The sequence below is a fragment of the Prosthecobacter sp. SYSU 5D2 genome, from assembly GCF_039655865.1.
Classification (GTDB): Bacteria; Verrucomicrobiota; Verrucomicrobiia; order Verrucomicrobiales; family Verrucomicrobiaceae; genus Prosthecobacter.
This window is the reverse complement of the sequence record NZ_JBBYXL010000003.1, coordinates 132,553-146,816: the sequence shown is the minus strand read 5'-3', so window position 1 is coordinate 146,816 and position 14,264 is coordinate 132,553. Positions and strand designations below refer to the sequence as shown.

Sequence of the window (14,264 nt, the reverse complement as noted above, 5' to 3'; positions counted from 1 at the left end):
AGGGCGTTTGATCAGGGTCCTTCATGAAACTGCTTTTCCTCGTTGCCTTTGTCCTCACCTTTCCGGCTTATGCTCTCACGATAGATGAGGCACTGAAGATGGGGAAAGGTTGGTCTAACAAGGTGTTTCGTGATGAGGTGGACCCGGTATGGTTGGATGATGATCGCTTTTGGTACCGGGTGCGCACAGGTCCGTTGCAGTATGAACTGGTGCAGGTGAATGCATTGAAGGGGGAGCGCCTGGCCGGGCCGGCCTCGAAGGGCGGTGGGCTGCCAGGGCAGGGGAAAATGAAGACGTCACAAAGCGAAGAGAAGCGGCATGCCTCGACGGCGGGAGGGGCGGAGACGCGAATCAGTTTTGAAAACAAAGTGAGGGAGCCGGTGAAGATGGTATGGGTGAATGCGGATGGCGAGGAGCGCGACTATGGCGAGGTACAGCCTGGAGGGGTTTTCACTCAGAACACGTATGCGGGCCACGTGTGGCTGATGAAAGGCCAGAATGACCGCCCGATAGCGGTAGTGACGGCCAAGCCCTATGATCTGGAGGTGGAGATTGATGGTGCGTCACCAGTTTTTAAAAATGGCGGGGAAGCGAAGGTGCCCCGCGGCCGGTCACCAGACGGGAAATGGAGCGCCGTGGTGGAGCGGGGGCGGGTGATGGTGCGGCCGCTGCCAGCGGGAGAGGCGTTGCAGGTGGAGATGGGGATGGGGATGGGCGAGGGACTGTGGGTATATGAAGGCATCACCTGGGCGCCGGATTCATCCGCCTTTGTGCTCTGTGCGGGGAAGCCGGTGACAAAAAGGAAGGTGACGATTGTGGAGTCATCGCCCAAGGGCCGGTTGCAGCCAGAGCGGATGGAATTTGAATATCCCAAACCGGGAGATGATCTGCCGAAACCGAGTCCATTGATTGTGCGGCGGGAAGGGGAGGGGTTTGCCGTGGTGAAGGTGGGTGGCGCGCTATTTGAAAATCCGTTCATCCAAAGGCATCACTTTGACATCCGGTGGGCGGAGGACAGCGGAGAGTTTTACTTGGATTACAATGAGCGTGGGCATCAGCGCTACCGCATCGTCGGCGTGAATTCGCGGACCGGAGCTGCCCGGACAGTGGTGGAAGAGACGAACAGGACTTTTATTGATCATACGAGCAAGACCTGGCGGCACTGGCTGGAGAAAACCGGTGAACTGTTGTGGACGAGTGAACGTGACGGATGGTGCCATCTATGGCTTTATGATGTGCGGACCGGGACGGTAAAAAACCAGGTCACACAGGGAGCCTGGGTGATGAGAAAGGTGGATCATGTGGATGAGGTGAAGCGCCAGGTGTGGTTCCTGGCATCCGGCCTCCGGGAGGGGGAGGACCCATACCATGAGCACCTGTGCCGGGTTAACCTGGACGGGACGGGTTTTAAACGGTTGACGGAAGGGGACGGGCAGCACCGCATCCAGTGGTCGCCGAACAAAAAGTATTACATTGATACCTGGTCGCGGGCGGACCAGCCACCGGTCACGGAGCTGCGTCGGAGCGAGGACGGGGATCTGGTTTGCGTGCTGGAGAAGGCGGATGTGCGTGCATTGCTGGCGGCGGGGTGGCAGATGCCGGAGCGTTTTGTGGCCAAGGGCCGGGACGAGAAGACGGACATTCACGGAGTGATGGTCAAGCCGTCGTTCTTTGACCCGGCGAAGTCTTATCCGGTGGTGGAGCAGGTGTATGCAGGTCCGCACGGGGCCTTTTCACCCAAGGAGTTTGGGGTTTTACACAGGCAGCACGAACTGGCGGAACTGGGTTTCATTGTCGTGCAGGCGGACGGGATGGGGACCAACCATCGGGGGAAGGTGTTTCATGATGTGTGCTGGAAGAACTTGAAGGATGCGGGCTTCCCGGACCGCATGGCCTGGATGAAGGCGGCTGCGGCGACCCGTCCCTGGATGGATCTAAAACGAGTAGGCATCTATGGCGGCAGTGCAGGCGGCCAGAGCGCGATGCGGGCGCTGCTGGACCACCACGATTTTTACCAGGTGGCGGTGGCGGACTGCGGCTGCCATGACAACCGGATGGACAAGATCTGGTGGAATGAGCAGTGGATGGGCTGGCCGGTGGACAAGAGTTACGCGCGGAGCTCCAATGTGGAGGATGCGCGCAAGCTGCAAGGGCGGCTGCTCCTGATCGTGGGGGAGCTGGACACCAATGTGGACCCTTCCAGCACGACCCAAGTGGTGAATGCGCTGCAAAAGGCGGGCAAGACCTTTGACTACATGCCTATCATGGGCACGGGGCACAGTGCGGCAGAGACGCCGTATGGGACGCGGTTGAGGATGGAGTTTTTGGTGCGCTGGCTGAGACCGTGAAAAGGTCTGCACTGTCACCAGTGCGGGAACGCTGGGGTCACCGAGGTGGAATACCCCAAAGAGCTTCGACAGCAGCTGGGTTATCGCGGAATTATTGTGAGTTTCTACGCGGCTTTTCGCATTGGGGACAGTGCGAGCCACTTTCAGTCCTTGATGCGGTAGCGCGTCCGGCGGCTGTTGAGCCAGCGGACGCCGAACATGTCGCAGGTGGCACGCCAGGCTCGGTTGCCGAAGCCGTATTTGCTGACTCCACTGACGCGGGGGCGGTGATTGACGGGCATCTCGGTGACACGGAAATCCATGTTGCGAATGAGGGCGGGGATGAAGCGGTGCATGCCGTTGAACAGCAGCAGGGCCTCCCGGCAGTCGCGGCGCATGACCTTGAGGGTGCAGCCGGTATCGCGCACATGGTCGCCAATGAAACGGGAGCGGACACCGTTGGCGATGCGGCTTTGCAGGCGCTTGAAGGGGGTATCTTTGCGCTTGGCACGGTAGCCGCAGACGAGGTCGTAACCTTCGCCCAGCTTAGCAATCATGGCGGGGATATCGGCGGGGTCGTTCTGGAGGTCACCATCCAGGGTGACGATGATGTCGCCCCGGGACTGATGGATACCGGCATGCATGGCGGCGCTCTGGCCGGCGTTCTGGGCAAACTCAATGACGCGGACACGGTCATCGCGCCGGACCCGGGTGACGGTGGCATCGGTGCTGCCGTCATCTACCAGGACCAGTTCATAATCCATGCCGGCCAGCGCGGCAGCGATCTGGGTCTGGAGTTCGACGACGTTTCCCTCCTCGTTATAAAGGGGGACGACGACGGAAATGGCAGGTGACGAAGGCATGATTCGGGCAGCCTTCATCCATCCCAAGCCTGTCCCCGGTGGCAAGCGGAGATTTGACCTGCTTGCGGGAGCAGATAAAAGAACCGAGCTACCTGGCGGGCATGTAGATGATGTTCGGCGCACGGCGGCGGACGCCGATGAAGACAGGGGAAAGCTGCTGCTCCAGCCAGCGATGTTTGAATTCCAGCGTCGTGTTCAGCGCGGCGAAGTGCCAGGGGCCGTCTTCGGTGCGGATGCTGTATTGCAGGGCGCGACCGCCATCCAGGAGGGTGGCGTGCTGGACCTCCAGCTTGCGGGCGATCTCACTGACTTCGGCGACGTTCATCACGCCACCGTCACCGGAGACGATGAAGACGATAGTTCCGTCCTTTTTCATGCCGGCCAGGGAGCGGTAGCTGATTTTGGAGCCGTCGAAAAATTTGTCGGGCTTCATGGAGACATAGGAGAAGGTGGTGTGGTTCTTCATCACCGAAGGGTAACCCTGGGTGCCCTCCTCAATGGGGCCTGGAATGTCATCGAGCAGGGATTTGGGGCCGAAGTAAGGGAGACCGCCTTTGACAAAAAAGCAGCCGCTCCATTCGGGGAAGGAGGGATTCACCTGTACGCCCTCATGCCAGACCCAGCCGAGGGGCTTGCCCTTGGGGTCGCGGAAATTCGCGGTGATGGAGAACCAGAGGTTGTCCGCCTCCATGCGTTTGGCGGCGGTGGTGACGGCAAATTTGGGCTGCTTTTCGTAGCTCGTCATGAACTCGAAATGGTCCGGGGAGAAGGTGATGACATGGACCTCGGCACCGAGAATTTTATGGGCTGCTTTCGCGGCGGTGCCACCTTCACGGCTGACTTTAAGCGTGGACCATTTCATGCCCTGCTCGGAATGGCGCTCGATGAGGCCCTGGCTGATCTCGGCAGCGGTGATTTTGGGTGCTTCTTTCCACTGGCCGCCCGAACCCCGAATAAGAAGTGGCTCCTTGGAATCCCGTACGCTGAGGGCGACGAGGTTGCTGTCGAGGTTAAAAAACCAGACTCCGCACAGCCATAGGACGAGGCCAGCAGCTAGGATAAGCAGCAGCAGCGCCTTGAAGCATCCCCAGTTGATGGCAGCCTTTTTCGTCTTCTTCACAGACGGTCATGATGCGCTGGAAATGACCTGAGTCAAAGAGGTACGGTTTCTCAAGGTGGAAACGAAGAGGTATCCTTAAATAATATTTCCTAAGCGGAAAACGGTGGTCAAGAGATGATCTCACTGGCCACGCTGCCATACACATCCGTCAGGCGGAAATCGCGGCCAGCGTAGCGGTAGGTGAGTTTTTCGTGGTCCAGGCCCAGGAGGTGCAGGACGGTGGCGTGCCAGTCGTGGATGTGCATTTTGTTTTCGACCGCCTCGTAGCCGTATTCATCCGTCTTGCCGTAGTTCATGCCGCCCTTGACGCCGCCCCCGGCCATCCACATGGTGAAGCCTTTGTGGTTGTGGTCGCGCCCATCATCACCCTGGCTGTGAGGTGTGCGGCCAAATTCGCCGCCCCAGATGACGAGGGTGTCCTTGAGCAGGCCGCGCAGTTTGAGGTCTTGCAGGAGGCCGGCCACGGGATGGTCAATGGCCTCACAGTTGCGCTCCAGCGCAGCTTTGAGATTGAAATGCTGGTCCCAGTTGCCGTGGGTGATCTCGATGAAACGAACGCCGGCTTCGACGAGCTTGCGGGCCATGAGGCACTGCTTGCCAAAGGTGTCCGTGCTGTCATTGCCGATGCCATAGAGGTTCTTGGTGGCGGCGGTTTCCTTGGACAGGTCTAGCACTTTTGGCACCTCCGCCTGCATGCGGAAGGCGAGTTCGTAGGACTCGATGACGCCTTCCACCTCGGCGCTGACGCCGCCATCCTGGGCCATGCGGGACTGGTTCAGGGACTGGACGAGGTCAAGCTGCGTGCGCTGGGCTTCGGTGTTGTAGCGGCTGTTTTTGATGTTGGCGATGCTGGCCTGCTCCATGCCACCGCCCATACGGCGGGCGAAGGCACCGCCACCAGGGAGGCCGTTGCCGCCGATCTTGGTGCCCTGGTAAATGGCGGGCAGAAAGGCGCTGCCGTAGCTGCGGGTGGCATTGCCAGGAGGATTGATGGTGATGAAACCGGGGAGGTTTTCATTCTGCGTGCCCAGGCCATAAAGTGCCCAGGATCCGAGTGACGGCCTAACAAACTGTGTGGTTCCGGTGTGGAGCTGGGTAAAGGCCTGCGGGTGGGCGGGCAGGTCGGTGGCCATGGAATTGATGACGCAGAGGTCATCGGCGTGTTTGGCCAGGTTGGGCAGGAGCTCGGAAACCCAGAGGCCGCTTTTGCCATGGCGGTTGAATTTCCAAGGGGAGCCCATGAGTTTTGCCTGGCCGTAACGCCCGGCGATGGAGGGGGCGCTTTTGCCAGTATCGGTGCCCAGTTTGGGTTTGTAATCCAGCAGGTCCACATGCGAGGGAGCACCCTGCATGCAGAGGAAGATGACGTGTTTGGCCTTGGGCAGCAGGTGCGGGTTTTTCGGTGCCAGAGGCGAGCCAGCACGGAGGGCCTGCTGCTGGGCCAGGGCGGCAAAGGCCAGGTAGCCGAAACCGCTGGAGGTGGTTTTGAGAAATTGACGGCGGCTGGAAGGAGTATCCATGGCGTGAGAGGGCAGAGGGTTTGACAAAGGATCAGTTTAAATAACGGAATTCGGCGCTGGCCATGAGGCTTTGGCAAAAGGCAGACAGGGCGGCGTACTGGGCCTGAGAGCGTGCTTCAGGCGTGCTTTTGTCTCCGGCGGCCTGCTGGGGGAAGCGGGTCCAGAAACTTCTGATGGCGGCCAATTCGTCCTCCGTGGGAGAGCGGGAAAAGGCGAGCTGGTAGGCGTAAATGAGACGGTCCATGGGGCTGCCCTCATGCTTGGCGAGGCGGGCGGCGAAAGCATCGGCCGCGCTGATGGATTGTGGGTTGTTCATGAGGAACAGGCTCTGGCCGGGGACGTTGGTGTTGTCACGCTCGCCATTGACCAGGCTGGCATCGGGGAAGTCGAAGACGCTGAGGATTTCCGGGATCTGGTCGCGGATGATGGGCAGGTAGATGCTGCGGTAGTTGTATGGCTGGGTGCTCAGGTCACGGGCGAGGGTGAAGATGCCTTCGCGGCCTTCCGGGGCGCGGGCGACGGGGGAGCCGTCAACGGGATAGAGATTGAGCGTGCCGGAGACGGCGAGCATGGCATCACGAATGGCCTCGGCATCCAGGCGGCGCTGGTTCATGCGCCAGCGGTATGTATTGTCCGGATCCACGGCAAAGTTTTGCGCATGGTAAGTGGAACTCATTTGATACGTGCGGGTGAACATGATTTCCCGGATGAGAGATTTGACCGACCAGCCGTTGTTCATGAAGGAAATGGCCAGATGATCGAGAAGCTCCGGGTGGGTGGGTTTCTGGCCCATGATGCCGAAGTTATCCGGCGAGGTGACGAGGCCGCTGCCCATGAGCTTGAGCCAGATGCGGTTGGCCATCACACGGGCAGTGAGAGGATTGTCCTTGGAGGCGATGAACCACGCAAGGTCCAGACGACCGCTGCCGGTACTGATATTGCGGGGTTCACCTTCAGCGCAGAGCACTTCGACGAGACCGCGAGGGACGATGTCGCCGGCTTGCTTGATATCGCCCCGAACGAGCAGCGGACTGTTGATAGGACGGCTGCGGTCCAGCACGCCCATGGCGAGCGTGCGCGGGGTGCCGTCATCCAGAAATTGCTCCAGATCCGCTTTCACCGTCTCTGCCCGGTCACGGGCTGCCCGCACACGGAGAAAGCTGGCGGCGGCGTTGCTGTCGCGGTCCTGCATGCGCTGGGCCAGGGCATCGCGCTGCATTTCTGCGGCGGCGGCTTCAGCCTCCTCGGAGCGGCGCTTGAGCTGGCCGACCTCTGAGGGGGAGATGCTGGCCAGGGCGGAGAGCTGGCCGGCGGCGGGGTCCAGCTCGATGAGGGTGCCGGGGTTGTTATTTTGAAGCTGGCGGTGGGTGCCGTAGAGCGTCTCGCTGCTGAGAAAGATGCCGGCCAGGGCGTAATAGTCGCGCTGGGTGACTGGATCAAACTTGTGGTCGTGACAGCGGGCGCAGGCGAGGGTAAGGCCTAACATGGATTGCGACAAGGCGTCTATCTGCTCATCCACGAGATCCATGTTGAACTGGCGCACATCGCGGTTGTTGTGGCCCTTGGAACCAATGGCCAGGAAGCCGGTGGCGACGATCTTTTCGGCCTGGTCACGTTTGTTGTCAGAGCGCATGAGATCCCCGGCGATCTGCTCTTTCAAAAACTGGTCATAGGGTTTGTCTCGGTTGAAGGCGTCAATGACGTAGTCGCGATAGCGCCAGGCATGAGGGTAGAGGAGGTTGACCTCTTTGCCGCTGCTTTCGGCATACCGGGCCACGTCCAGCCAGTGACGGCCCCAGCGCTCGCCAAATCGGGGCGAATCCAGATACTGCTCAATAACGCGTTTGATGGCCTCCGGGGAGGTGTCTTGGACAAAGGTTTCCACTTCATCCGGGGTGGGTGGCAGGCCGGTAAGGTCAAAGGAGATGCGGCGGATGAGGGTACGGCGGTCTGCATCCGGCATGGGCTGAATACCGGCGTTTTCAAAGCCTGCCTGGATCCACTGGTCAATGGTGGAGCGGGCCCAGTTTTCGTCTTTCAGATCGGGGACGACGGTGCTTTTGGGTTTTTGGAAAGCCCAGTGCTGGCGGCCTTCCTGCATGTTGATTTCGCGCCGCCCACCGGCCACATTGGGGATGGTCTGGTCGCGAGGATCCGGTGCGCCCATCTCGATCCATTTGCGAAAGTTGGCGATGACCTCGTCAGGCAGCTTGTCCTTCGGCGGCATCTGCATGTCGTCATTGGCCCAGGTGATGGCTTCATAGAGCGAGCTCTCAGAAAGGCTGCCGGGAGTGACGCCGGGATGGCCGGATTCGCCTCCAAGAAGAGTGCCCTGTTTGGTATCCAGAGTGAGGCCGCCTTTGATCTTTTCTGATTCCGCCGAGTGGCATTTGTAGCAGTGCTCCACCAGCACGGGGCGGATGTTCTTTTCAAAGAATGCCAGCTTGTCTGCAGGGATGCCGGCGTGGGCATCTGCTGTAAGATCCGCCGCGTGGAGGGAAAGGCAGAAAAGAGGGAGTGAGCAGAAGAGGATCTTCATGGCTGGAACGGGGTATCTCAGGAGCATGAAACACGGTTAGGCCAGGAAAGTTGCGCGCGACCGGTCAGAGCATTTCGTTGCGATACGCGGCGGGGGAGGTGTTGCGGTACTGGCGCATCATGCGGCTGAGGTAGTGACGGTTGATGAGACCGCATTGCTCGGCGATTTCATCGATGCTGGCGTCCCCATGGCGCAGCAGACGGCAGGCTTCATCCAGGCGGTAGTCCAGCAGCACTCGCATGGGGGCCTGCTGAAGCTCCTGCTGGAAGAGGTGGTTCAAATTGCGGACGCTAAGGCCGGCGTATCGGGCGATCTGCTCCGCCGTCAGCTTGAGGCTGAGGTGGGTGTTCATGAACTCCATGGCGGTGAGCACACGGGCGTCCAGGCGCTGCTGGTCCCAGACGCTGGAGGGCAGGCACTGTACGGCCTCCACGACCCAAAGGATGGAGAGCCAGGGAAAGCGGATTTTTTCACTGGCCGGGAGCGTCAGCTTTTGCATGATCTGGCGCATGTCTGCGGTGATGGGGAAGGCATAAATGCCGGGCGCGGCGCGGTCCGCGAGGGGGCCGAGATTGAAATGGGCATACCATTTGGCAAAGGGCTGGGAGGTGCGGGTGCTGAAGGTGGTGTGCGGGGGAATGAGGTAAACGTTGCCTGGAATGAGGGCGGTTTCCTGGCCGACGATTTCGACAATGCCACCGGCGATCAATGGCCAGTAGAGTCGCCAATAAGGATCATGAAAACGGCGCAGCTCCCATTGCTCCAGCTCGATCTTGCGGGTGGTGAGGATGTCCACGGTGACGCCGGGGAGGGCGACGGCGCGGTTTCCCACCACACGATGGGCTGCCCCGGGCGGGACGAGGCTGAGAACGGGTTTTTCCATTGCAGATTGCGAAATTCGACACAAGTCTAGCCATTCATGGTATGGATGACAAGGCCTCGATGGCTAGCATGCATGCCCGTTTAATTCCAACCAGATACTACTATGGCCGACATCAGCACCAGCGCAGCAGACAAGAAAGAGAAGGAATACTTCACCCATGTGCCCCAGGAAGCCCCGGGCTTTTTCCTCAAAGGCTCCCACCAGTATGACTGGGGTCTGAAGAACCGCCTGAGCCAGGTTTTCAATCCGAAGGACGGCCGCACCGTGATGCTGGCCTTTGACCACGGTTACTTCCAGGGCCCGACGACCGGCCTGGAGCGTGTGGACCAGACCATCCTGCCCCTGGAGCCGTATGCAGACTGCCTCATGCTGACCCGTGGCATCCAGCGCAGCGTCATCCCGGCCTCCACGCAGAAGGCCATCGCCCTGCGAGCCAGCGGCGGCACCTCCATGGTGAGCCCCTTTGAAGAATGGGAAGGCGAACTGGACGGCAAGAAGATCAAATTTGGCCGCCCCGGTTTTGAGCCGCTTTCCAATGAGAGCACCGCGCTGAACATCGAAGAGGCCATCCGCCTGAACGCCAGCGTGCTGGCCGTGCAGGTCTTCATCGGCAGCGCCTATGAGCGCCAGAGCCTGAAGAACCTGACGGATCTGGTGGATGCAGCTAGCCGCTATGGCATCGCCGTCATGGGCGTGACCGCTGTGGGCCGTGCGATGGCACGCACCGCACAGTATTTCCGCCTGGCCACCCGCATCATGGCGGAGCTGGGTGCGAATGTGGTGAAGTGCTATTACACAGATGAAGACTTCGAAACTGTGACCTCCTGCTGCCCTGTGCCGATCGTGATCGCCGGTGGCAAGAAGCTGCCTGAGCTGGACGCGCTGAAGATGTGCTACAATGCGATCCAGCAGGGTGCCAACGGTGTGGACATGGGCCGCAACATCTTCCAGAGCGATGCCCCGATCAGCATGATGCAGGCGGTGCGCGGTGTGGTGCATGAGAACCTGACGCCTGAGCAGGCTCATGATCTCTACAACGACCTCAAAGCACGCGGCACGAAGTAAGCCCAAGCCTGACCTCTTATGGAACTGAAACCCAATCAAGTGCGGCTGATGATGCTGCAGGTGGCGGATGCCATCATTGAGGCGGAGCCCATGCTCTCCCAGGCGGACCGTGACCTCGGCGATGGGGATCATGGCCTGGGCATGAAGCGCGGTATGGAAGCGGTGAAAGCGCAGCTTGAGCCCCTGGATGCCGCCAGTGTGGAGCAGGTGTTTGCAACCACGGGCAACGCCATGATGAGCAGCATGGGCGGTGCCTCTGGCGCCCTCTTCGGCACGGTCTATCGGGCCGGTGGCAAGGCAGTCAAAGATCGCGAGTTCCTGGATGCCGAAGGCCTGTCCCTGTTCCTGCAAGCCGCGCTGGAAGGCGTGATGAAGCGGGGCGGTGCCAAGCCGGGTGACAAGACCATGATTGATGCCCTGGCTCCTGCGGCTGACAAGGCCAAGGAAGTGACTGGACAGCCGCTGCCGGAAGCCCTTACGGCCGTCGTTGCCGCTGCGGAATCCGGCGTGGAAGCCAGCAAGGCGATGATCGCCCAGTTTGGCCGCGCCAAGACTCTTGGCGAAGCCTGCCTGGGCTTCCCGGATGCCGGTGCGCTTTCCGTGACCATCATGCTAAAAACCATGCTGGCCTTTGTGAAGGCGGACTAACAAAAAGGATTGTGTAAAATTGAAGCGTGGAGTCCGGCAACTGGCTCCACGTTTTCTTTTATCAGTCAGTTTCAGAAGGGAACTCTTCGCCGCTGAGCCTCAAGTCAAGCCGGTCGTCCGAATTCATGTCGAGCACCCGGATTGTGGTTCTGGCAATGGCGGACTTGCCCTTGAGGTGGACTCCGTCCCATTCAAAATGATCTTCCCATGTATCCTGGCGGGGATTGAAAAGTTCGGTGATCTTTTCGGATTGTGGGTCTATGCCAGTGAGGTTGCTGCCTTTGCGCAGGTTGCAGTCAATGCAGGCAAGGCATAGATTGTCGGGGCTGTCAGAACCGCCATGTTTCTTCGGTCGGATATGCTCGATGTGAAGCAATGCAAGCGGAGAGTCGTCTTGATGCAGGAGGCAGTATTCGCAGCGGTTGCGCGCACGACTTCTTACCTAAATCTTGACGGCCTCCGTCACTTGGCCAACTGACGGCTGAGATTGCGTGCCTGACGGCGAAGGATCGCAACGAACTTGTTGGCCTTGACGTAGCCTTCGTATTCCTCGGCTTCCTCAGGTGTCAGGCTACCTTCGGTGGACAGGCTGGCCAGGTGCTCGATTCGCCGGGTCAAAGCCGGATCCGGCTGGATGGAAAGCACGGCGTTTTCCTTGCCGGGTAGCAGAATTTGCAATAACGGGGTGACCCCGCGCTGAAAAGCAGCCTGAATGCTCATGGTAACAGATTACGTTTCATGGTGAAACCTGCAAGCTGGCATTTTTTGCATGAGCCTTGCTGGATGTTTGAAGGAAGGCCGAAAAAATCACATAGCGCATGGCACCGGTGTGGTAGGCGAGCCAGAGGCGGAGCATGGTGAGGGCGAAGATGCGGTTGTCGTTTTTGGGATCGAGGAGGAAGCGGATGTAGGTGGGGCGGCGGAGGGTGCCGAGGATAAAACGCCAGGCGCAGATGGGCCAGGTGCGGGCGACCTGCTTTGAGACGTCACGGGCCTCTTCGATGTGAAAGCCAGCGGCGGTCATCCAATGAGAGTATTCGGACTGGGTGCCGAGGCCGGGCATGCGGCCCTCCCGGCAGATGGGCTCGATGAGGTGGCGGTGATGCCAGGGCTTCAGCGTTTCATGGGCCAGCCAGGCGCAGATGACCAGGCGGCCGCCGGGCTTGAGAACGCGGGCAGCTTCGCTAAAAACGCGGGCTTTGTCGGCCATGTGCTCGGTGCTTTCGATGGCCATGAGGGCATCGTAAGCGGCAGCGGGACGTTTGTTGTGCAGCCAGTCTTCGAGCAGGAAGGTGGCTGGCAAGCCGGGTGGGGTGGCGCTGGCAGCGTAGCTTTGCTGGGCGGGGGAGATGGTGAGACCGGTGACTTTGACCTGCTGCTCGCTGGCGATGATGCGGGCGCTATGACCGTAGCCGCAGCCCACATCACAAAGCTCCATGCCGGGAGTCAGATGAAGCTTGGAAACGACAGCATTCAGCAGATTACGGGTGGCCTGCTCGCTGGTTTCGCGGCCCGTCAGCCAAAGACCGTGGTGGACGTGGTCACCCCAGATCTGGCGGTAAAAACGGTCCAGCTGGTCGTAATGACGGGCGACATCGTCAGGAGTGGCCGGCTGGTTGGAGGCGATCATGGCAGCCAGACTTGGAGCCGCAGAAACTGGCGTTCGGGTTCTTCCCCATGTGGCACGGAGGCGGTGACGGTGGAGCCTGGGATGCCCTGATCAACGCCCACGGTGGTCCAGGATAGGAGGTCGGGGCTTGTCTCGACGGCATAGATAAGATCGGTGCGTATGAGAGGGTAAACGAGCTGCAGGCGGTCATTTGTAAGAGTGGCAGTGGGGAGGTCCGGGCTGGAGTCCTTCATGGGGTCCATGTCCAGGGCGTATTCCAGGAGGAGGGGAATGCCGTCCTCGTCTGAATCCCAATCAATCGGGGTATCGGGAGGAAATTCCTGATTTGCTTTCCAGGACGAATAGGCGCCGTATTCATAGGCACCGATGTCATGTGCCGAACCCAGGGGACGCGCGGTGCCGAGAATGTCGGTAGGGACCTCTGGGAGAGGCGTGCCGGTATCAATCAGGGGTGATGCTGCTTTCAGCCGGTAGTCGCGCCCCGGTTCATCTACAAAGAGGCTGCCGAGGGCGACGGAGGGCAGGGAATGGGGTTCGTTTCCAGAAGCCCTCCAAGTATCCATGGAGATGCGGGAAATCTCGCCATCCGTGGATACAAAACGGCCGCCGCCAAAGGCATTGTAGTCGCTGTCGGTCCAGGCGGCATCTTCGGGGGTGTTCCAGGAGAAGGGGCCTTTGGCGGTGTTGGCATTGTAGAGGACGTTGTTGCGGACCAGGATGGGGCCGATGACATCGGTAATGCGCAGGTTGTAGCGGGCGGTGGCGGGGAGGATGATGGTGTTGTTCAGCACCTTCATGCCTTTGGGACCTTCGGCACCGCCGCCTTTGAATATGGCGATGCCGGTGGAGAGATTGTCAAAGATCAGATTGTTGCGGATGATGCCGTCCTGGAGGCCGTCCAGGTTCATGGCGGCCCCACCGATCTCACCATTGTTATAAATGATGTTCCCCTCATATACAGCTCCGGTGATGATGCCGTCGCCGCCCTGGAAAATGTCTCCGTTGGAGCGGAGGCCGGAGGCGACGTTGTCATGCAGTTTGTTACGCCGCACGATGGGGCGGTCGCCGCTGTTGGCCACGTAGATGCCATGCTCCTTCAGGCTGCCATAACAGTCGTTGTCTTCGATGAGCAAATCATCGCTGAAACTGGTGACGATGCCCCAGTACTGATTGTCGCCAAAAACGCAATTGCGGACGGTGACGTGTGAGCATTCGATGATGCGCATACCAGCACGGGTGGCATTGAAGGAACGGAATCCGTCAAAGACGACATTTGTGCATTGCCAGACGACGATGTTGTTTGGGTCGTTAATGCCACGGTCGGTGGTTTTGAGGATCTCGGCCTGGCGTCCGGGGGCGATGATGGTGGTGACGGTATCGGCAGAGCCGATGCCGACTGCATTGAAACCTTTATACGTCCCGTCTGCGACGATGACAGTATCCCCTGGGGAGATGACAGCGAGGGCTTTGCGGATCTCACGGAAAGGGGCTTGGGTGGTGCCAGGATGAGTATCGAGGCCGGTGCTGCTCACATGGTAGGTGGCACTGGAGGCGGTCCCACATCCCATGAGGATGAAGAGGAAGAAAGCACAGCGCTTGGAGAGCTTGCCATCAGCGGGGCGTGTTTGGAGTGATGGCATGAGAAGATGATTCATTGGACATCAGGAGC

The 14,264-nt window shown here is 59.8% G+C and carries 11 protein-coding genes and 1 pseudogene; 3 read left to right on the top strand and 9 right to left on the bottom strand.

What is annotated here, in order from left to right; genetic code table 11:
- The first annotated feature begins 23 nt into the window (after positions 1-23).
- The gene (locus tag WJU23_RS05595; RefSeq protein WP_346331559.1) at positions 24-2,348 is read left to right on the top strand and encodes a prolyl oligopeptidase family serine peptidase; all 2,325 of its coding nucleotides are present in this window, start codon (positions 24-26) and stop codon (positions 2,346-2,348) included.
- A gap of 143 nt (positions 2,349-2,491) precedes the next feature.
- Here the strand turns inward: WJU23_RS05595 and WJU23_RS05590 are convergent, their stop codons facing one another.
- The 5 genes from WJU23_RS05590 to WJU23_RS05570 form a co-directional block, all read right to left on the bottom strand.
- On the bottom strand, positions 2,492-3,190 hold the full coding sequence (locus WJU23_RS05590; protein WP_346331558.1) for a glycosyltransferase family 2 protein: 699 nt from the start codon (positions 3,188-3,190) through the stop codon (positions 2,492-2,494).
- Between the two features lie 88 nt (positions 3,191-3,278).
- The gene (locus tag WJU23_RS05585) at positions 3,279-4,310 is read right to left on the bottom strand and encodes a phosphodiester glycosidase family protein (RefSeq protein WP_346331557.1); all 1,032 of its coding nucleotides are present in this window, start codon (positions 4,308-4,310) and stop codon (positions 3,279-3,281) included.
- Between the two features lie 107 nt (positions 4,311-4,417).
- Entirely contained in the window at positions 4,418-5,830 is a 1,413-nt protein-coding gene (locus WJU23_RS05580) for a DUF1501 domain-containing protein (RefSeq protein ID WP_346331556.1), read from the bottom strand.
- A gap of 31 nt (positions 5,831-5,861) precedes the next feature.
- Positions 5,862-8,369 (bottom strand): PSD1 and planctomycete cytochrome C domain-containing protein, encoded by a 2,508-nt coding sequence (locus WJU23_RS05575; RefSeq protein ID WP_346331555.1) that lies wholly within the window; start codon positions 8,367-8,369, stop codon positions 5,862-5,864.
- A gap of 64 nt (positions 8,370-8,433) precedes the next feature.
- On the bottom strand, positions 8,434-9,252 hold the full coding sequence (locus WJU23_RS05570; RefSeq protein ID WP_346331554.1) for an AraC family transcriptional regulator: 819 nt from the start codon (positions 9,250-9,252) through the stop codon (positions 8,434-8,436).
- Between the two features lie 102 nt (positions 9,253-9,354).
- On the opposite strand from WJU23_RS05570, the gene WJU23_RS05565 reads away from it, so the two are divergent.
- Both WJU23_RS05565 and dhaL read left to right on the top strand, forming a co-directional pair.
- A complete protein-coding gene (locus WJU23_RS05565) occupies positions 9,355-10,317 on the top strand; it encodes a 3-hydroxy-5-phosphonooxypentane-2,4-dione thiolase (RefSeq protein WP_346331553.1) in 963 nt (320 codons plus the stop codon).
- 18 nt (positions 10,318-10,335) lie between these two features.
- Positions 10,336-10,965, top strand: a complete 630-nt coding sequence (dhaL, locus tag WJU23_RS05560; RefSeq protein ID WP_346331552.1) for a dihydroxyacetone kinase subunit DhaL — start codon at positions 10,336-10,338, stop codon at positions 10,963-10,965.
- A gap of 61 nt (positions 10,966-11,026) precedes the next feature.
- Here dhaL and WJU23_RS05555 read toward each other — a convergent pair.
- From WJU23_RS05555 to WJU23_RS05540, 4 genes and pseudogenes are all read right to left on the bottom strand, one after another.
- A pseudogene (locus WJU23_RS05555) lies at positions 11,027-11,371 on the bottom strand (HNH endonuclease); the annotation flags it as partial.
- 56 nt (positions 11,372-11,427) lie between these two features.
- On the bottom strand, positions 11,428-11,685 hold the full coding sequence (locus tag WJU23_RS05550; RefSeq protein ID WP_346331551.1) for a hypothetical protein: 258 nt from the start codon (positions 11,683-11,685) through the stop codon (positions 11,428-11,430).
- A gap of 16 nt (positions 11,686-11,701) precedes the next feature.
- Entirely contained in the window at positions 11,702-12,595 is an 894-nt protein-coding gene (locus WJU23_RS05545; protein WP_346331550.1) for a class I SAM-dependent methyltransferase, read from the bottom strand.
- Positions 12,592-14,235 carry a right-handed parallel beta-helix repeat-containing protein gene (locus WJU23_RS05540; RefSeq protein WP_346331549.1) on the bottom strand — a complete coding sequence of 548 codons (1,644 nt, stop codon included), beginning with the start codon at positions 14,233-14,235 and terminating at the stop codon, positions 12,592-12,594. Before WJU23_RS05540 ends, WJU23_RS05545 begins: the two co-directional genes overlap by 4 nt.
- Positions 14,236-14,264 lie beyond the last annotated feature (29 nt).

Bases quoted from the DNA above. Each gene is read 5' to 3' on its own strand.
- WJU23_RS05595 (WP_346331559.1), top strand. From the start codon at position 24: ATGAAACTGCTTTTCCTCGTTGCCTTTGTCCTCACCTTTCCGGCTTAT.
- WJU23_RS05590 (WP_346331558.1), bottom strand. From the start codon at position 3,190: ATGCCTTCGTCACCTGCCATTTCCGTCGTCGTCCCCCTTTATAACGAG.
- WJU23_RS05580 (WP_346331556.1), bottom strand. From the start codon at position 5,830: ATGGATACTCCTTCCAGCCGCCGTCAATTTCTCAAAACCACCTCCAGC.
- WJU23_RS05575 (WP_346331555.1), bottom strand. From the start codon at position 8,369: ATGAAGATCCTCTTCTGCTCACTCCCTCTTTTCTGCCTTTCCCTCCAC.
- WJU23_RS05570 (WP_346331554.1), bottom strand. From the start codon at position 9,252: ATGGAAAAACCCGTTCTCAGCCTCGTCCCGCCCGGGGCAGCCCATCGT.
- WJU23_RS05565 (WP_346331553.1), top strand. From the start codon at position 9,355: ATGGCCGACATCAGCACCAGCGCAGCAGACAAGAAAGAGAAGGAATAC.
- dhaL (WP_346331552.1), top strand. From the start codon at position 10,336: ATGGAACTGAAACCCAATCAAGTGCGGCTGATGATGCTGCAGGTGGCG.
- WJU23_RS05550 (WP_346331551.1), bottom strand. From the start codon at position 11,685: ATGAGCATTCAGGCTGCTTTTCAGCGCGGGGTCACCCCGTTATTGCAA.
- WJU23_RS05545 (WP_346331550.1), bottom strand. From the start codon at position 12,595: ATGATCGCCTCCAACCAGCCGGCCACTCCTGACGATGTCGCCCGTCAT.
- WJU23_RS05540 (WP_346331549.1), bottom strand. From the start codon at position 14,235: ATGCCATCACTCCAAACACGCCCCGCTGATGGCAAGCTCTCCAAGCGC.